This is a genomic window from Variovorax saccharolyticus (genome assembly GCF_030316765.1).
Classification (GTDB): Bacteria; Pseudomonadota; Gammaproteobacteria; order Burkholderiales; family Burkholderiaceae_C; genus Variovorax; species Variovorax saccharolyticus.
Genome location: NZ_JASZYT010000002.1, coordinates 556,167 through 570,303 on the forward strand (window position 1 = coordinate 556,167; position 14,137 = coordinate 570,303).

The 14,137-nt window shown below is 70.1% G+C and carries 14 protein-coding genes and 1 other RNA gene; 7 read left to right on the top strand and 8 right to left on the bottom strand.

Annotated features, from left to right (window positions below):
* The first annotated feature begins 28 nt into the window (after positions 1–28).
* On the top strand, positions 29–904 hold the full coding sequence (gene htpX / locus QTI45_RS08795) for a protease HtpX (protein WP_286368831.1): 876 nt from the start codon (positions 29–31) through the stop codon (positions 902–904).
* On the opposite strand, the gene QTI45_RS08800 is transcribed toward htpX, so the two are convergent.
* Positions 905–2,569, bottom strand: a complete 1,665-nt coding sequence (locus QTI45_RS08800) for an NAD(P)/FAD-dependent oxidoreductase (RefSeq protein ID WP_286654075.1) — start codon at positions 2,567–2,569, stop codon at positions 905–907.
* Between the two features lie 77 nt (positions 2,570–2,646).
* On the opposite strand from QTI45_RS08800, the gene QTI45_RS08805 reads away from it, so the two are divergent.
* Both QTI45_RS08805 and QTI45_RS08810 read left to right on the top strand, forming a co-directional pair.
* A complete protein-coding gene (locus QTI45_RS08805) occupies positions 2,647–2,913 on the top strand; it encodes a ribbon-helix-helix protein, CopG family (protein ID WP_286654076.1) in 267 nt (88 codons plus the stop codon).
* Entirely contained in the window at positions 2,888–3,310 is a 423-nt protein-coding gene (locus QTI45_RS08810) for a type II toxin-antitoxin system VapC family toxin (RefSeq protein ID WP_286654077.1), read from the top strand. The genes QTI45_RS08805 and QTI45_RS08810 overlap by 26 nt, the downstream gene beginning before the upstream one ends.
* Positions 3,311–3,404: 94 nt before the next feature.
* Here the strand turns inward: QTI45_RS08810 and cysK are convergent, their stop codons facing one another.
* Positions 3,405–4,325, bottom strand: coding sequence for a cysteine synthase A (gene cysK / locus QTI45_RS08815; protein ID WP_286654078.1), 921 nt, complete (start codon positions 4,323–4,325; stop codon positions 3,405–3,407).
* A 72-nt stretch (positions 4,326–4,397) separates the two neighbouring features.
* On the opposite strand from cysK, the gene rnpB reads away from it, so the two are divergent.
* Positions 4,398–4,734, top strand: an RNA gene (rnpB, locus tag QTI45_RS08820) — RNase P RNA component class A.
* Between the two features lie 41 nt (positions 4,735–4,775).
* Here the strand turns inward: rnpB and QTI45_RS08825 are convergent.
* The 3 genes from QTI45_RS08825 to QTI45_RS08835 form a co-directional block, all read right to left on the bottom strand.
* Positions 4,776–5,267, bottom strand: coding sequence for a tetratricopeptide repeat protein (locus tag QTI45_RS08825; RefSeq protein ID WP_286654079.1), 492 nt, complete (start codon positions 5,265–5,267; stop codon positions 4,776–4,778).
* A gap of 129 nt (positions 5,268–5,396) precedes the next feature.
* A complete protein-coding gene (locus QTI45_RS08830; RefSeq protein ID WP_286654080.1) occupies positions 5,397–6,107 on the bottom strand; it encodes an RNA pseudouridine synthase in 711 nt (236 codons plus the stop codon).
* The gene (locus QTI45_RS08835; protein WP_286654081.1) at positions 6,104–7,789 is read right to left on the bottom strand and encodes an MBL fold metallo-hydrolase; all 1,686 of its coding nucleotides are present in this window, start codon (positions 7,787–7,789) and stop codon (positions 6,104–6,106) included. The genes QTI45_RS08830 and QTI45_RS08835 overlap by 4 nt, the downstream gene beginning before the upstream one ends.
* Before the next feature lie 108 nt (positions 7,790–7,897).
* On the opposite strand from QTI45_RS08835, the gene QTI45_RS08840 reads away from it, so the two are divergent.
* The 3 genes from QTI45_RS08840 (at position 7,898) to QTI45_RS08850 (ending at position 11,056) form a co-directional block, all read left to right on the top strand.
* Positions 7,898–9,220 carry an NfeD family protein gene (locus QTI45_RS08840; protein WP_286654082.1) on the top strand — a complete coding sequence of 441 codons (1,323 nt, stop codon included), beginning with the start codon at positions 7,898–7,900 and terminating at the stop codon, positions 9,218–9,220.
* Between the two features lie 21 nt (positions 9,221–9,241).
* Positions 9,242–10,009 carry a slipin family protein gene (locus QTI45_RS08845; RefSeq protein WP_444813265.1) on the top strand — a complete coding sequence of 256 codons (768 nt, stop codon included), beginning with the start codon at positions 9,242–9,244 and terminating at the stop codon, positions 10,007–10,009.
* 72 nt (positions 10,010–10,081) lie between these two features.
* Positions 10,082–11,056: a magnesium and cobalt transport protein CorA gene (locus QTI45_RS08850; RefSeq protein WP_286368841.1), complete on the top strand. Its 975-nt coding sequence runs from the start codon at positions 10,082–10,084 to the stop codon at positions 11,054–11,056.
* A gap of 14 nt (positions 11,057–11,070) precedes the next feature.
* Here the strand turns inward: QTI45_RS08850 and QTI45_RS08855 are convergent, their stop codons facing one another.
* Genes QTI45_RS08855 through QTI45_RS08865 form a run of 3 tightly spaced genes read right to left on the bottom strand, consistent with a single transcriptional unit; the run spans position 11,071 to position 14,074 of the window.
* Entirely contained in the window at positions 11,071–11,751 is a 681-nt protein-coding gene (locus QTI45_RS08855) for a response regulator (RefSeq protein ID WP_286654084.1), read from the bottom strand.
* 10 nt (positions 11,752–11,761) lie between these two features.
* A complete protein-coding gene (locus QTI45_RS08860) occupies positions 11,762–13,375 on the bottom strand; it encodes an ATP-binding protein (protein WP_286654085.1) in 1,614 nt (537 codons plus the stop codon).
* Between the two features lie 60 nt (positions 13,376–13,435).
* A complete protein-coding gene (locus tag QTI45_RS08865; RefSeq protein WP_286654086.1) occupies positions 13,436–14,074 on the bottom strand; it encodes an ATP-binding protein in 639 nt (212 codons plus the stop codon).
* Positions 14,075–14,137: the final 63 nt, after the last annotated feature.

A 14,137-nucleotide genomic window follows, 5' to 3' on the forward strand; every position in this document is an offset into this window, starting at 1 on the left:
ACCCCTGTTTTCCCACGGAGAATCCAACTTGAAACGCATCCTTCTTTTCGTCCTGACCAACGTGATGGTGGTCGCGGTCCTGGGCGTGGTTGCCAGCCTGCTGGGCGTCAACCGCTTCCTCACGGCCAACGGGCTCAACCTCGGGGCGCTGCTCGGCTTCGCCCTGATCATGGGTTTCGGCGGCGCGATCATCTCGCTCCTGATCAGCAAGCCGATGGCCAAGTGGTCGGCCGGCGTCCGGATCATCAACGACCCGCAGTCGCCTGACGAGGCCTGGATCGTCCAGACCGTGCGCAACTTCGCCGACAAGGCCGGCATCGGCATGCCCGAGGTCGGCATCTTCGAAGGCGACCCGAACGCCTTCGCCACCGGCGCCTTCAAGAACTCCTCGCTGGTGGCGGTGTCGACCGGCCTGCTGCAGAACATGACGCGCGAAGAGGTCGAGGCCGTGATCGGCCACGAGGTGGCGCACGTCGCCAACGGCGACATGGTCACGATGACCCTGATCCAGGGCGTGATGAACACCTTCGTCGTGTTCCTGTCGCGGGTCATCGGCTATGCGGTCGACAGCTTCCTGCGCCGCAACGACGAGCGCTCGTCGGGCCCCGGCATCGGCTACTTCGTGACCACCATCGTGCTCGACATCGTGCTGGGCTTTGCCGCCGCCATCGTGGTGGCCTGGTTCTCGCGCCAGCGCGAATACCGTGCCGACGCCGGCGCCGCCCAGCTCATGGGCCGCAAGCAGCCGATGATCAATGCGCTGGCGCGCCTCGGCGGCCTGCCGCCCGGCGAGCTGCCGAAGACGGTCGAGGCCATGGGCATCACCGGCAAGCTCGGCAGCCTGTTCGCCACCCACCCGCCGATCGAGCAGCGCATCGCGGCGCTGCAGGGCGCGCAGGGTTGATCAGCCGGCGCGCGCGGCCGCGCTGCGCGCCACCGCTTCGGCGACCTTGATGCCGTCGACACCCGCCGAGAGAATCCCGCCGGCATAGCTGGCGCCTTCGCCGGCCGGGTACAGGCCGCGCACGTTGAGGCTCTGGAAGTCCTCGCCGCGGGTCATGCGGATCGGCGACGAAGTGCGGGTCTCGACGCCGGTCAGCACCGCGTCGTGCAGGTCGAAGCCCTTGATCTTGCGGCCGAAGGCCGGGAAGGCCTCGCGCATGGCTTCGATCGCATAGTCCGGCAGCGCAGCGTGCAGATCGCCGGGCGTGACGCCCGGCTTGTACGACGGCTCGACACTGCCGAGTGCGGTCGAGGGCCGGCCGGCGATGAAGTCGCCGACCAGCTGGCCCGGCGCGCGGTAGTCGCCGCCGCCGAGCACGAAGGCATTCGATTCCAGCGAGCGCTGCAGTTCGATGCCGGCCAGCGCCGAGCCGGTGCGGCCTTCCTCCCAGCCCGGGAAGTCGCGCGGATCGATGCCCACGACGATGCCCGCATTGGCGTTGCGCTCGTTGCGCGAGTACTGGCTCATGCCGTTGGTCACGACCCGGCCCGGCTCGCTGGTCGCGGCCACCACGGTGCCGCCCGGGCACATGCAGAAGCTGTAGACCGAGCGGCCGTTGCTCGCGTGGTGCACCAGCTTGTAGTCGGCGGCGCCGAGCAGCGGATGGCCGGCATGCCGGCCCCAGCGGGCGCGGTCGATCAGGCCCTGCGGATGCTCGACCCGGAAGCCGATCGAGAAGGGCTTGGCCTCGATGTGGACGCCGCGCGCGTGCAGCATCTCGAAGCTGTCGCGCGAACTGTGGCCCAGCGCCAGCACCACGTGGTCGGCGCGCAGCTCTTCGGTCTTGCCGGTCTGCTGGTCGCGCACGACCAGCCCGCGCAGCGTCTTGGCGCCGTCCGGGCCGTCCTCGAGCAGCACGTCGGTCACGCGCTGCTCGAAGCGGATCTCGCCGCCGAGCCGGACGATCTGCTCGCGCATGTTCTCGACCACCTTGACCAGCTTGAAGGTGCCGATGTGCGGGTGGGCCACGTAGAGGATCTCGGGCGGCGCACCGGCCTTGACGAACTCCTCCATCACCTTGCGGCCGAGGAAGCGCGGGTCCTTGATCTGGCTGTAGAGCTTGCCGTCGGAAAAAGTGCCGGCGCCGCCTTCGCCGAACTGCACGTTCGACTCCGGGTTCAGCACGCTCTTGCGCCACAGGCCCCAGGTGTCCCGGGTGCGCTGTCGCACGGTCTTGCCGCGCTCCAGCACGATCGGCTTGAAGCCCATCTGGGCCAGCATCAGGGCGGCGAAGATGCCGCAGGGGCCGAATCCCACCACCACCGGGTGCAGCGGCAGCGCGCCCGGCGCCTCGACCGGTGCCTGCCAGGACATGTCGGGCGTCACGCCGATACGGGGGTTTTCGGCGAACTTCGCCAGCAGGCGGGCTTCGAGCGCGGGATCGGAGATCGCCACGTCGACGATGTAGACCTGCAGCAGTTCGGCCTTGCGGGCGTCGAAGCTGCGCTTGAAGACCGTGTGGCCGGCCATTGCGTCGGCACCGATGCCGAGGGTGGCGGCGATGGCCTGGGGCAGGGCCGTCGCGTCGTGCGCGAGGGGGAGCTTGATTTCGGAGATGCGGATCATGGCTGGAGGCCCGTATCGATCGGGCAAGGGCTGTGATCCCACGAGTGTATTACAATTTTGTATTACGGAGACGATCCATGACCCTGTCGATTCGATTGCCGGCGGAAGACGAGGTGCTGCTCGAGCGCGCCGCCGAGGCCCTGCGCATCAGCAAGTCGGAATTCATCCGCCGCAGCATTGCCGCCTATGCGGCCAAGGTGATGCCGATCGACCGCGCGGCGACCGAGATCGACGCGATGTACATCGGCCAGGGCGGCGGCCTGCGGCAGCCCGGGCAGGTGGCGAATCCGGCCAAGCGCGCGATCCTGGAGCGGCTGCGTGAAAAGCACGGATACGCTCGCTGACACCGGCTTCCTGGTCGCGCTTTTCAACGACGGCGACGCCCACCACGCGGGCGCCGTCGCGATGCTGCAGCAGCTGTCCGGCAGGCGTCTCTACACGGTCTGGGAAGTGCTGACCGAGGCCGGCCACCTGCTCGACGATCGCGCCTGGTTCCACCTGCTGCGCTGGGCCGCCGCCGGCCGGCTGACCGTGCTGGCCAGCGACCCGGCCGACCTGTCCGAGATCGACGATTTCACCGAGCGCTATGCCGACGGCGGCGCCGACCTGGCGGACGTGGCGCTGGTCTTCGCTGCGGATCGGACCGGCATCTACAACGTGCTGACGGTGGATCGCAAGGACTTCGACCGCTATCGAAGTCCGCGTGGGCAGCGGTTGAAGCGGATCTGGGTCAAGGATTGACGGACGGCTGCGTCTGATCAGTTGAGGACAGAGCAAAAACCGCTGCGCGGTTTCTTGGTCTGTCCCGCAAAGTCTCACGCTGTCCCGCAAAGCCTCACGAGGGGAGAAACCCCTCCACCGAAAGATAGCGCTCACCGGTGTCGTAGTTGAACCCAAGCACCACCGCATTGGCCGGCAGCGAGGGCAGCTTCTGCGCGATGGCGGCCAGGGTCGCGCCCGACGAGATGCCGACCAGCATGCCTTCCTCGCGGGCGCAGCGGCGCGCCATCTCGCGCGCCGGCTCGGCGTCGACCTGCAGCACGCCGTCGAGCAGCGCGGTGTCGAGGTTCTTCGGGATGAAGCCGGCGCCGATGCCCTGGATCGGATGCGGCGAGGGCTGGCCGCCGGAGATCACCGGCGAGGCCACCGGCTCGACCGCGAAGACCTGCAGCTTCGGCCACTTCTTCTTGAGCACGCGGGCGCAGCCCGTGATGTGGCCACCGGTGCCGACGCCGGTGATCAGCACGTCGATGCCATCGGGGAAGTCGGCCGCGATCTCCTCGGCCGTGGTGCGCTCGTGCACCGCGATATTGGCCGGGTTGTCGAACTGCTGCGGCATCCAGGCGCCGGGCGTGCCGGCGACGATCTCCTCGGCCCGCGCGATCGAGCCCTTCATGCCCTTCTCGCGCGGCGTCAGGTCGAAGCTGGCGCCGTAGGCCAGCATCAGCCGGCGGCGTTCGACCGACATGCTGTCGGGCATCACGAGGATCAGCTTGTAGCCCTTCACCGCGGCCACCATCGCCAGGCCGATGCCGGTGTTGCCGGAGGTCGGCTCGACGATGGTGCCGCCGGGCTTCAGGGCGCCCGAGCGCTCGGCATCCTCGACCATCGAAAGGGCGATGCGGTCCTTGATCGAGCCGCCGGGGTTGGCGCGCTCGCACTTGATCCAGACTTGCTGCGTCGCGTGGCCGAAGAGGCGCTGGATGCGGACGTGCGGCGTGCCGCCGATGGTTTGCAGGATGGTGTCGGCTTTCATTCGGTCTCCTTGGGGCCGGGCCCCGGGGTCGGAAAAAGGGGAGGAGCGCCATTGTGGCGATAATCCACGGGTGGAGCACGCCGGACCGCCGCTGGTGCAAGTCTCGAAAGAGCGCACTGGAGGAACGTCCGGACTGCACAGGACAGCGCAGGAGCTAACGGCTCCCCACCGCGAGGTGAGGATCAGAGCAACAGAGACGAGTCGGCCAGGGGCAACCCGGGCCGGGTGAAACGGGCAATCTCTGCGCGCAGCAACACCAAGTAGGCCAGCGTCGATGTGGTTCCGCAGAGCTGGCGGGTAGGTGGCATCGAGCCGTTTGGCGACAAACGGCCCAGAGTAATGGCGGTCACGCTGGGGGCTCGCAAGAGTCCTCAGTGCACAGAATCCGGCTTACAGGCGTGCTCCACACTTTTCGGCGTCGCGATCGGGCTCGCCGCCCGGTCGCCGGGTTCAACTCTTGCCGCCGTTGCCGTTGCGCTTGTAGTTCTCGATCTTCTCCTTCAGCTCGGTGTACTGCTCGCAGGGCAGCCAGCAGAGCTTGTCCAGCGCCTTGAGGTGCGCCTCGGCATCCTGGACGCGGCCCACCTGCAGGTAGGCCTCGCCGATGTACTCGTGGGCGTCGCGATGCTTCGGGTTGAGTTGCAAGGCGCGCTCGTAGTGCTTGAACGAGTTGTCCATGTCCCCGATGTGCCGGTATGAGAAGCCGAGCAGGTTCCAGGCATCGGCATTGTTCGGGTCGACCTGGATGACCAGCGTGAGCCGGCCGATCGCGTCCTTCCATTGCTCGGCCTTGATGGCGGCCTGGGCCGTGGTGTAGTTCGGGTCGACCGGCTTCGTTTCGACGCCGCCGCCACCGCCCCCGCCCCCGCCGCCACCGGCGGGCCATGCAGGAAGGCTCAGAACCGCCAGGCAGATCGCTGCCGCCAATGCTGACTTGCGCATGTGGATGCTCCCAGGATGGTTCGTCCCGGCTGCATTCAAATCCCGCGCGCCAGGGGTGTCAACACGGTCGCGGCATACGTATCCCGCGCTCAGGGTGTTTGCTGTGGCTGGCGCGCGGCGGCGCCGCGCTCAGAACCGTTCGTTCGGCGTCAGGTAGCGCCACTGGCCCGGCAGCAGCCCCGACAGCGGCACGCGGCCGATACGGATGCGCTTCATCGCCAGGATCTGCAGCCCGGCGTCGTCGCAGATGTGGGCGATCTGGCCCGGGCGGGCGCCCTTCAGCGCGAAGCGCAGGCCGGTGTGGCCTTCGGCCTGCTGGCCGATGCTGACGCGGGCCGGCGAGCGCTCCAGGCGGGCCAGCGTCTCGGGCCCGACCGGGCCGGCGACATCGACCATCACCTCGTGCTCGATGATGCCGGCGTCTTCCTGCAGCTTGCGCTCGACCCGGAACTCCTGCGTGAACACCACCAGCCCGCTGGCGCCGGTCTCCAGCGGCGTCATGCAGCGCTGGGCCGCCACGTGGCGCGGCAGGAAGCGCAGTCCGGCGCGTTCGGGATCCTGGTGGTTGGCCGCCACCAGCAGCCGGTGCGACGCGTCGGTCGCCATGCCGGCGGGCTTGTGCAGCAGCAGCGTGACCGGCACCACCGGCTCGGGCCGGGCGCCGGATTCGATCTCGACCTGCTGGTGCGCATGCACCCGCGCCTGCGGGACCAGCGCCGGCTGGCCGTCGACCCGCACCGCGCCGTTCTCGATCAGCAGCTCGGCCTCGCGCCGCGAACAGCCGGCCAGCGCGGCGACCCGCTTGGCCAGCCGGATGCCTTCGTCGTCGGCGTCCTTCATGGCTTGGCCGCCTGACGGATGCGTTCGACATGCGCCGCCAGCGAGCGCGCGGCCACCGGCCACATGCGTTCGGGCACGTCGTCGTAGGCCAATGGCAGCCACTCCTCGGGCGTGCCGTTCGGCAGCTGGCGCATCACCGCCTCGATCTTGGCTTCGCGCTTCAGGCGGTGCGCCTTCAGCTGCGCGATGGCGGCACGGGCCTCGCCGATCACGTAGCCGTGCGCCGGCAGGATGAAGCCGACGCCGCCCTTGGCGCAGGCCGCATCGAGCTTGTCGAGCGAAGCGAGGTAGGCGTCCATGTTGCCGTCCGGCGGATCGACCACGGTGGTGCTGCCGTTCAGGATGTGGTCGCCCGAGAACAGCAAGCCGTCTTCTTCCAGCAGCAGGCACAGGTGGTTGGCCGCGTGGCCCGGCGTGTGGATCGCGCGCAGCGTGTGGGCCGGCACCCGGGTCTCGCCGGTGTCGCTGATCGCCGGCGCGGTCAGCACCAGGCGCTCGCCGTCCTGCAGGACGCGGTCGGGCGTGAAGCGGGCGGTGGAGCGTGCCGTCGGCGCCGATGCCAGGCCGAGGATCGGCGGCTGGGTCTTGCACAGCTTCTGCAGCGGCAGGGCGCCCGGCGAGTGATCGGCGTGCGAATGGGTGCAGACGATCATCCGGATGTCGCCCTGGGTCGCGCGCCAGAGCCGGCCGATGTGGTCGAAGTCGTTCGGGCCCGGGTCGATCACGATGTAGCCGCTGTCGGCGTCGCCGACGATGTAGCTGTTGGTGCCGGGGCCGGTCATCGCGCTCGGGTTGGGCGCGGTCAGGCGCTGCACGTTCTTCAGCAGCGGCACGGCGTGCTCGCTCTGCCAGTCGAGCGGATGGACGATCTGGCCGTCGGGGCTGACCATGGCGAGTTCGCCGAAGGGCGATTCGTGCTCCATGTAGCGGGCTTCCTTGCCGGCCAGCCAGCCGGCGCGCGGGCAGCTGGTCCACAGCGGGCCTTCGCCGGCCGCGCGGTGGGCGCAGGCATCGAGCACCGCATCGACCGTCGGGTAGGCAACCATCCGCTCGAGCGTGCGCACGGTCGGGAAGATCATGAAGAAGCTGCCCGCCGCATGGCGCTCCAGCGCGTCGGCCGGCCGCACCCAGCAGGGCTCGAACTGCTCGGTCTCGTCGGCGGTCGGCGTCTGGCCCTCGGGCATCTTCGCCACCAGGAAGGGCACGTCGAAGCGCTTGGGCAGGTCGCGGTCGGTGATCCAGTGCGCGAAGGTGAAGATTCTGTCGGTCGACAGCTGCAGCCCGCGCTGCGCGCACTGGTCGGCGAAGGCCACCGTGGTGCTGGCGGTGCTGCGGTCCATCGCGGCGACCTCTTCGGCGCTCACCGGCCGGCCGTCGGCGTGGTGGGCCAGCAGCACGCCGAGCTCCTCGAAGCTCTCGCGCACGGCGGCAATGGCCTGCGTGAGCTGGACCCGGCTCTGGGTGCGGCGGCGGGTGGCGATGGCGCGCGCGGTGGTGTCGCCCTCGTCGATGCGGCCGCCGGGGAAGACGTAGGCGCCGGGCGCGAAGCTGGCGCTGGCGGAGCGCCGCGTCATCAGGACCTCGATGCCTTCGGGCGTATCGCGCAGCAGCAGCACGGTGGCGGCGGCGCGAACCGGCGCCGGCTCGCGCTGGGAATGGAGAAGTTGGGTGGGGCGTACCATGGCTCGCGATTATCGGGAGATCGGGCGCGCCGCGCGCGGCGGGCGCCGTGTGACAGCGCCGCGGTCGGTCCCTAGAATGAAGAAATGGGGTCCGCCGCGACATGGCTGATGGCACTGGTCCTCCTCGCCCACGCGGTGGGAGCGGCCGGCGCCCAAGCCGTGCCTGCCGCGGCGCCGGCTTCCAACTCCCCCGGCACCGTCGTCCTGATGGAGCTCGACGGCGCCATCGGACCCGCCGCGGTCGATCATGTGCGCCGCGGCCTCCGGCTGGCGTTGCGCCAGCAGGCCCGGCTGGTCGTGATCCAGCTCGATACGCCGGGCGGGCTCGACACCTCGATGCGCAGCATAGTCAAGGACATCCTGGCCTCGCCGGTCCCGGTGGCGACCTTCGTCGCGCCCGACGGCGCCCGTGCCGCGAGCGCCGGCACCTACATCCTCTACGCCAGCCAGATCGCCGCGATGGCGCCGGCCAGCAACCTCGGTGCCGCGACACCGGTGGCGATCGGTGCGGCACCGGCGCCGGCACCCGACCCGATGGCGGCCAAGCGGGTGGCCGACGCCTCGGCCTACATCCGCAGCCTGGCGCAGCTGCGCGGACGCAATGCGGAGTGGGGCGAGCAGGCGGTGCGCGACTCGGTCAGCCTGTCGGCCCCGGAGGCGCTGCAGAAGAACGTCATCACGCTGATCGCCCAGGACGTGGCCGACCTGCTGCGGCAGGCCGACGGCCGCGAAGTCCGCACCGTGCTGGGCGAGGTGCGGCTGGCAACCCGGCATGCACAGGTGCTGGTGTTCGATGCCGATTGGCGCAGCCGGGTGCTGTCGGTGATCACCGAACCCAGCCTGGCCCTGGTGCTGATGATGCTGGGCATCTACGCACTGCTGTTCGAGTTCTCCAATCCGGGCTTCGTGCTGCCCGGCGTGATGGGTGCGATCTGCCTGGTGCTGGCGCTCTTCGGGCTGCAGATGCTGCCGGTCAGCTACGCCGGCCTGGGGCTGATCTTCCTCGGCGTCGCCTTCCTGGTCGCCGAGGCCTACCTGCCGAGCTTCGGTGCGCTCGGGGTCGGCGGCATCGTCGCCTTCTCGATCGGTGCCGTGCTGCTCATCGACAACGACACGCCGGGCTTCGGCGTGCCGCTGTGGCTGGTCGGCGTGCTGGCCGTCGTGTCGGCGGCCTTCGTCCTGCTGGTCGCGGGGATCGCGGCGAAGACGCGGCGGCGGCCGCTGGTGCTTGGCGTCGCGACCCTGGTCGGCGCCACCGGTGAGCTGGTCGAGTTCGCCGATGGCGAGGGCTGGGCGCAGATCCAGGGCGACTACTGGAAGGTGCTCGGCGCGGACGGCCTGCGGGCGGGCCGCCGCATCCGCGTGACGCGCGTGCAGGGGCTGGCCCTGCAGGTGGCGGAGGACGACACGGAGGGCCCCGTGGGGGTTTGAACGATGTTCTTCAACGTCAACATGGTGTTGTCGGTGCTCTTCGTGCTGCTGCTGGCGATGCTCGCGGTGGCCTCGCTGCGCATCCTGCGCGAGTACGAGCGCGGCGTGGTGTTCCAGCTCGGCCGTTTCTGGAAGGTCAAGGGGCCGGGGCTGGTGATCCTGATTCCCGGCGTGCAGCAGATGGTGCGGGTCGGGCTGCGCGTGATGGTGCTCGACGTGCCGAGCCAGGACGTGATCACGCGCGACAACGTCTCGGTCAAGGTCAACGCGGTGCTGTATTTTCGTGTCGTCGATCCCGAGAAGGCGGTGATCCAGGTCGAGAAGTATTTCGACGCCACCAGCCAGCTCGCGCAGACCACGCTGCGCGCGGTGCTCGGCAAGCACGAGCTCGACGACCTGCTGGCCGAACGCGAGCGGCTCAACCTCGACATCCAGAAGATCCTCGCCGCCCAGACCGACCTCTGGGGCATCAAGGTGACCAACGTCGAGATCAAGCATGTCGACCTCAACGACAACATGGTGCGGGCGATCGCCCGGCAGGCCGAGGCCGAGCGCGAGCGGCGGGCCAAGGTGATCCACGCCGAGGGCGAGCTGCAGGCCGCTGCCAAGCTGGCCGAGGCGGCCGAGATCCTGGGCCGCCACCCGCAGGCGCTGCAGCTGCGCTACCTCGAAACCCTCACGGTGATCGGCGCCGATAAGAACTCGACCATCGTCTTCCCGCTGCCGCTCGAACTGCTCGGGGCGCTGCTGCGGCGGCTCGATGCGAGGCCGCAGGAGCCCGGCGGCTGACCCGCGGCGGACGGCGGCCCCGCAGGCCGGCCGTGGCAAGATCGATTCGTCTCCACTGCCCGGGCCTTCGCAATGCTCATCAACTGCGTCGTCTACGAAGACGGTTCCAAGCTCGCCGACATCCAGGTGTCCGAGATCGGCGAGTACCTGTCGCGGCCGGGCTGCTTCGTCTGGGTCGCGCTGCACGAGGCCACGGCGGCCGAGCTGGCCGAGCTGCAGCGCCAGTTCGGCCTCCACCCGCTGGCGGTCGAGGATGCCCAGCATGGCCACCAGCGGCCGAAGGTCGAGGAATACGCCGATTCGCTGTTCGCCGTGATGCACCTGCTGGAGCCCGGCACGGCGAGCATGGGTGAAGCGGGAGTCGGCGAGGTCGACGTCTTCGTCGGCCGCAACTATGTCGTCTCGGTGCGCAGCCGCAGCGAGCACGGCTTCGTCGAGGTCCGCGAACGCTGCGAGCGCGAGCCGGAACTGCTGCGGCAGGGCCCGGGCTTCGTGCTCTATGCGCTGATGGACGCGGTGGTCGACCGCTATTTCCCGGTGATCGACGCGCTCGAGGTCGAGCTCGAGACGATCGAGATGCGGATCTTCACCAAGGGCGCCGCGCGGGAGAGCATCCAGCGGCTGTACGAACTGAAGCGGCGGCTCACGGTGCTCAAGCACGCGGTCGCGCCGCTGCTGGAAGGCGCCGCCAAGCTGCACGGCGGCCGGGTGCCGCAGCTGTGCGCCGGGTCGCAGGAGTACTTCCGCGACGTGGTCGATCACCTGGGCCGGATCAATGCGTCGGTCGATGCCAGCCGCGACACCATCGGCACCGCCATCAGCGTCAACCTCTCGATGGTGACGATCGAGGACGGCGAGGTCACCAAGCGGCTGGCCGCCTGGGCTGCGATCTTCGCGGTCTGCACCGCGTTCGCGGGCATCTGGGGCATGAACTTCCAGCACATGCCGGAGTTGCAGTGGCGCTTCGGCTATCCGGCCGCCTTGCTGCTGATCGCGGCGACTTCGGGCTACCTCTACCACCGCTTTCGCCGCGCCGGCTGGGTCTGAGGCCGCGGCGGGCCTCAGCCCTCCGGTTCCTCGAAGGCGAAGCCCACACCGTAGACCGATCGGATCGTGTCGTGTGCCGGCACGGCCGCAGCCAGCTTGCGGCGCAGGTTCTTCACGTGGCTGTCGACCGCTCGCTCGGTCACATCGACGCTGTCCTCGTAGGCCAGGTCCAGCAGCTGGGCACGCGAGAAGATCCGCCCCGGCTGCCGCGACAGCGCCTGCAGCAGGCGGAACTCGAGCCGCGTCAGGTTGAGCGCCACGCCGTCGAAGCTGGCGCGCCAGTGCGTGTCGTCGAGCTGCAGCCGCCTGGGCGACGCAGGCGCCGCGGCCCCGCCAGCGCTGCGCCGCAGGACGGCGCGCACCCGGGCCACGACTTCGCGCGGCGAGAAGGGCTTGCAGATGTAGTCGTCGGCGCCGAGCTCCAGGCCGAGCAGGCGGTCGACCTCCTCGATGCGCGCGGTGAGCATGATCACCGGGTGCGTGCCGTGCAGGCGGGCGCGCCGCAGCACCTCCATGCCGTCCAGCCGCGGCAGCATGATGTCGAGCAGCGTGAGACCGGGCGGCTCCTGCAGCATGCGCTCGAGTGCGCGCTCGCCATCGGCGACGCGCTCGGTCTGGTAGCCCGCGTGCCGCAGGTAGTCGACCAGCACCGATGCGATGTCGTCCTCGTCCTCGACGATCAGGATGCGGTTCATCAGGGGCTCCTCAAGGCAGCGTTTCCGTGTGCGTCAGGGGCAGCGTCAAGACGATGCGCAGCCCTCCCAGCGGCGATGGCGCCGCGACGATGCTGCCGCCGTGCGCCTCGACCGTCGCGCGGCAGATCGCCAGCCCGAGCCCGGAGCCACCCAGGGCCCGGCTGCGCGAGGCCTCGCTGCGGAACAGCCGCTCGAACAGCCGCGGCAGCTCGGCGGCCGCGACGCCGGGCGCGCTGTCGTCGAAGCGCAATACCAGCCGCTCGCTGCCCGCCGCGCCCTCGATCCGCGCGCCGATCTCGAGCCGACCGCCGGCATCGGTGTAGGACAGCGTGTTTTCCAGCAGGTTCACACAGACCATGTGCAGGCGGCGCGGATCGCCCTGCAGCGCGGGGCGGCACTGTGCCGACAATTGTTCGAGTCCGGCCGCGTCGACGGCGATGCCGTGCTGCGCGAAGCGTTCGCGCGTCAGGGCCAGGGCCTCTTCCAGCAGCGCCAGCGGGAACACCGTGACGAAAGGGGGCGGGGCCTCCTCGCCGCGGTCGCGCATGCTGCTGCGCAGGTCGTCGACCAGCTGGCTGAGCCGCATCACCTGGCGGTGCAGGCGCAGCGCCGCCTTGTCGTCGAAGCTGCGCACGCCGTCCTGCAGCGCCTCGATCTCGGCCCGCATCGCGGCCAGCGGCGTGCGCAGCTCGTGCGCGACATCCGCCAGCCAGGCGCGGCGCGAGGACTCGATGCCGTCCAGGCGTTCGGCCATGTCGTTGAAGGTCCGGCCCAGCAAGGCCAGTTCATCCTGGCCGCGGACCGGCACGCGGGCGTCCAGGCGGCCTTGCGCGATGCGCTCGGCACCCTCGGTCAGGGCCTCGATCGGCGCGAACCAGCGCCGCGCCAGCAGCCACGACAGCAGCAGCGCGATGGCGAGGCCGGCGATGCCGGTCCAGACCACGAAGCTCGATTGCCGGGCGACGAAGGCGCGATCGGCCTCGGTCTCCAGGCCTTCGAGCGGTGCCAGCAGGAGCACGCCGATGATGCGATCGCCGTCGCGCAGCGGCAGCCGGGCCGCGGTGGCGGGATCGACGCGGGCGCCGGCGATCCAGTGGTCGGCGGCGTCGACCAGGCCCAGGCGCCGGTAGATCGAGTCGGGGTGGTTGCGAGGGTCCCTCATCGATCCCGGCGGGGGCAGCGGCAGGGTCATGCGCGGCGGCAGCAGTTCGGGCGGCAGCATCCCGCGCGGCCCGCTCGGGGGGGAGAAGGGCGGCCCGTCCTGCCACGGCGGCGGGCGGAAGTCGCGCGGCGGCCACGGCGGAACGGAGCGCTTGGCGCCGCTGTCCGGCTCGCTGGAAGGGGTACCGCCGCCGGGCCGTCCTTGCGGACGGAAGGGCGACATCTGCAGGTGAAACCAGGTCTCCTCGTCGTCGCGCAGCGAGTTCCAGTTGCCCTCGGCCGCGTGCTGCTTCTTGAGGATCTCCGCGAACCAGTCCATGCGCCGGAGCTCGACCTCGGCCACATAGGGGCCGAGTCCCCGCTGCAGGCCGAGCCAGGAGAAGCTCGCGAAGATCAGCAAGAGGGCCAGCAGCAGGACGGCGAGCGCGAGGAATATCTTTCGGAAGAGGGTCAGGCGAGGCATGGCGGGGGAGGGCGGGCCACATTCTGCGGCATGGTCCGGAAGAGCAAGGGAAGCGCAGGATCAGGAGAGCAGGGACGAGGCGCCGAAGCCGCGCGCGTGCTCGGCCGCCGTGCGTTCCAGCGGCAGGCGCAGCGTGATGCCCAGGCCGCCGAGCGGCGACGGCGCGGCATAGATGCGCCCACGGTGATCGCTCACGATCTGCTCGCAGAGGGCGACGCTCGCGATCGCGTCGAGGTCGCCGCGCAGGCGCGGACTGCGTGCCGCCGCGGCGTCGAAGCAGCGTGCGAGCCGCGGCTCGTCGAGGCCCGGTGCGGCATCGATGAAGTTGACCACGGCATGGGCGCCGTCGATTCGGCCGAGCACCTTCAGCGTGCTGCCTGCGTGCATCGCGCGGCAGGCCAGATCGACGATGCGGGCCAGCACCTCCTGCATGCCCGAGCGATCGAGCACCACCGGCAAGGCATCGGCCGGCAGCGCCAGTTCGAGCGCCATGCCGGCCGCCTGCAGCCGGCCGCGCAGCGACTCCGACATCTGGTGCAGCAGCTGGCGCACGTCGGTGCGCGCGCGCGGGCCGGGGGCATGGGCGAGGCGGGTGACGGCGGGCCGGTTCGGCGCGGCCGCCCGGGGCCGCAGCAGGCGCCAGGGCACGCAGAGCAGCAACGCAAGGAGGAGGGCGATGCAGGCGGGAATGGGGCTCATCGGGGGTGGAAATTCAGTTGCGACGCCGCGCATTAGTCCTTGCCTGCGGCTTTTGCGCAACAA

Excerpts from the sequence above, each read along its gene's own strand:
- QTI45_RS08800 (WP_286654075.1), bottom strand. The coding sequence starts at position 2,569 with ATGATCCGCATCTCCGAAATCAAGCTCCCCCTCGCGCACGACGCGACG.
- QTI45_RS08805 (WP_286654076.1), top strand. The coding sequence starts at position 2,647 with ATGACCCTGTCGATTCGATTGCCGGCGGAAGACGAGGTGCTGCTCGAG.
- cysK (WP_286654078.1), bottom strand. The coding sequence starts at position 4,325 with ATGAAAGCCGACACCATCCTGCAAACCATCGGCGGCACGCCGCACGTC.
- QTI45_RS08825 (WP_286654079.1), bottom strand. The coding sequence starts at position 5,267 with ATGCGCAAGTCAGCATTGGCGGCAGCGATCTGCCTGGCGGTTCTGAGC.
- QTI45_RS08830 (WP_286654080.1), bottom strand. The coding sequence starts at position 6,107 with ATGAAGGACGCCGACGACGAAGGCATCCGGCTGGCCAAGCGGGTCGCC.
- QTI45_RS08835 (WP_286654081.1), bottom strand. The coding sequence starts at position 7,789 with ATGGTACGCCCCACCCAACTTCTCCATTCCCAGCGCGAGCCGGCGCCG.
- QTI45_RS08840 (WP_286654082.1), top strand. The coding sequence starts at position 7,898 with ATGGCACTGGTCCTCCTCGCCCACGCGGTGGGAGCGGCCGGCGCCCAA.
- QTI45_RS08845 (WP_444813265.1), top strand. The coding sequence starts at position 9,242 with ATGGTGTTGTCGGTGCTCTTCGTGCTGCTGCTGGCGATGCTCGCGGTG.
- QTI45_RS08850 (WP_286368841.1), top strand. The coding sequence starts at position 10,082 with ATGCTCATCAACTGCGTCGTCTACGAAGACGGTTCCAAGCTCGCCGAC.
- QTI45_RS08855 (WP_286654084.1), bottom strand. The coding sequence starts at position 11,751 with ATGAACCGCATCCTGATCGTCGAGGACGAGGACGACATCGCATCGGTG.
- QTI45_RS08860 (WP_286654085.1), bottom strand. The coding sequence starts at position 13,375 with ATGCCTCGCCTGACCCTCTTCCGAAAGATATTCCTCGCGCTCGCCGTC.
- QTI45_RS08865 (WP_286654086.1), bottom strand. The coding sequence starts at position 14,074 with ATGAGCCCCATTCCCGCCTGCATCGCCCTCCTCCTTGCGTTGCTGCTC.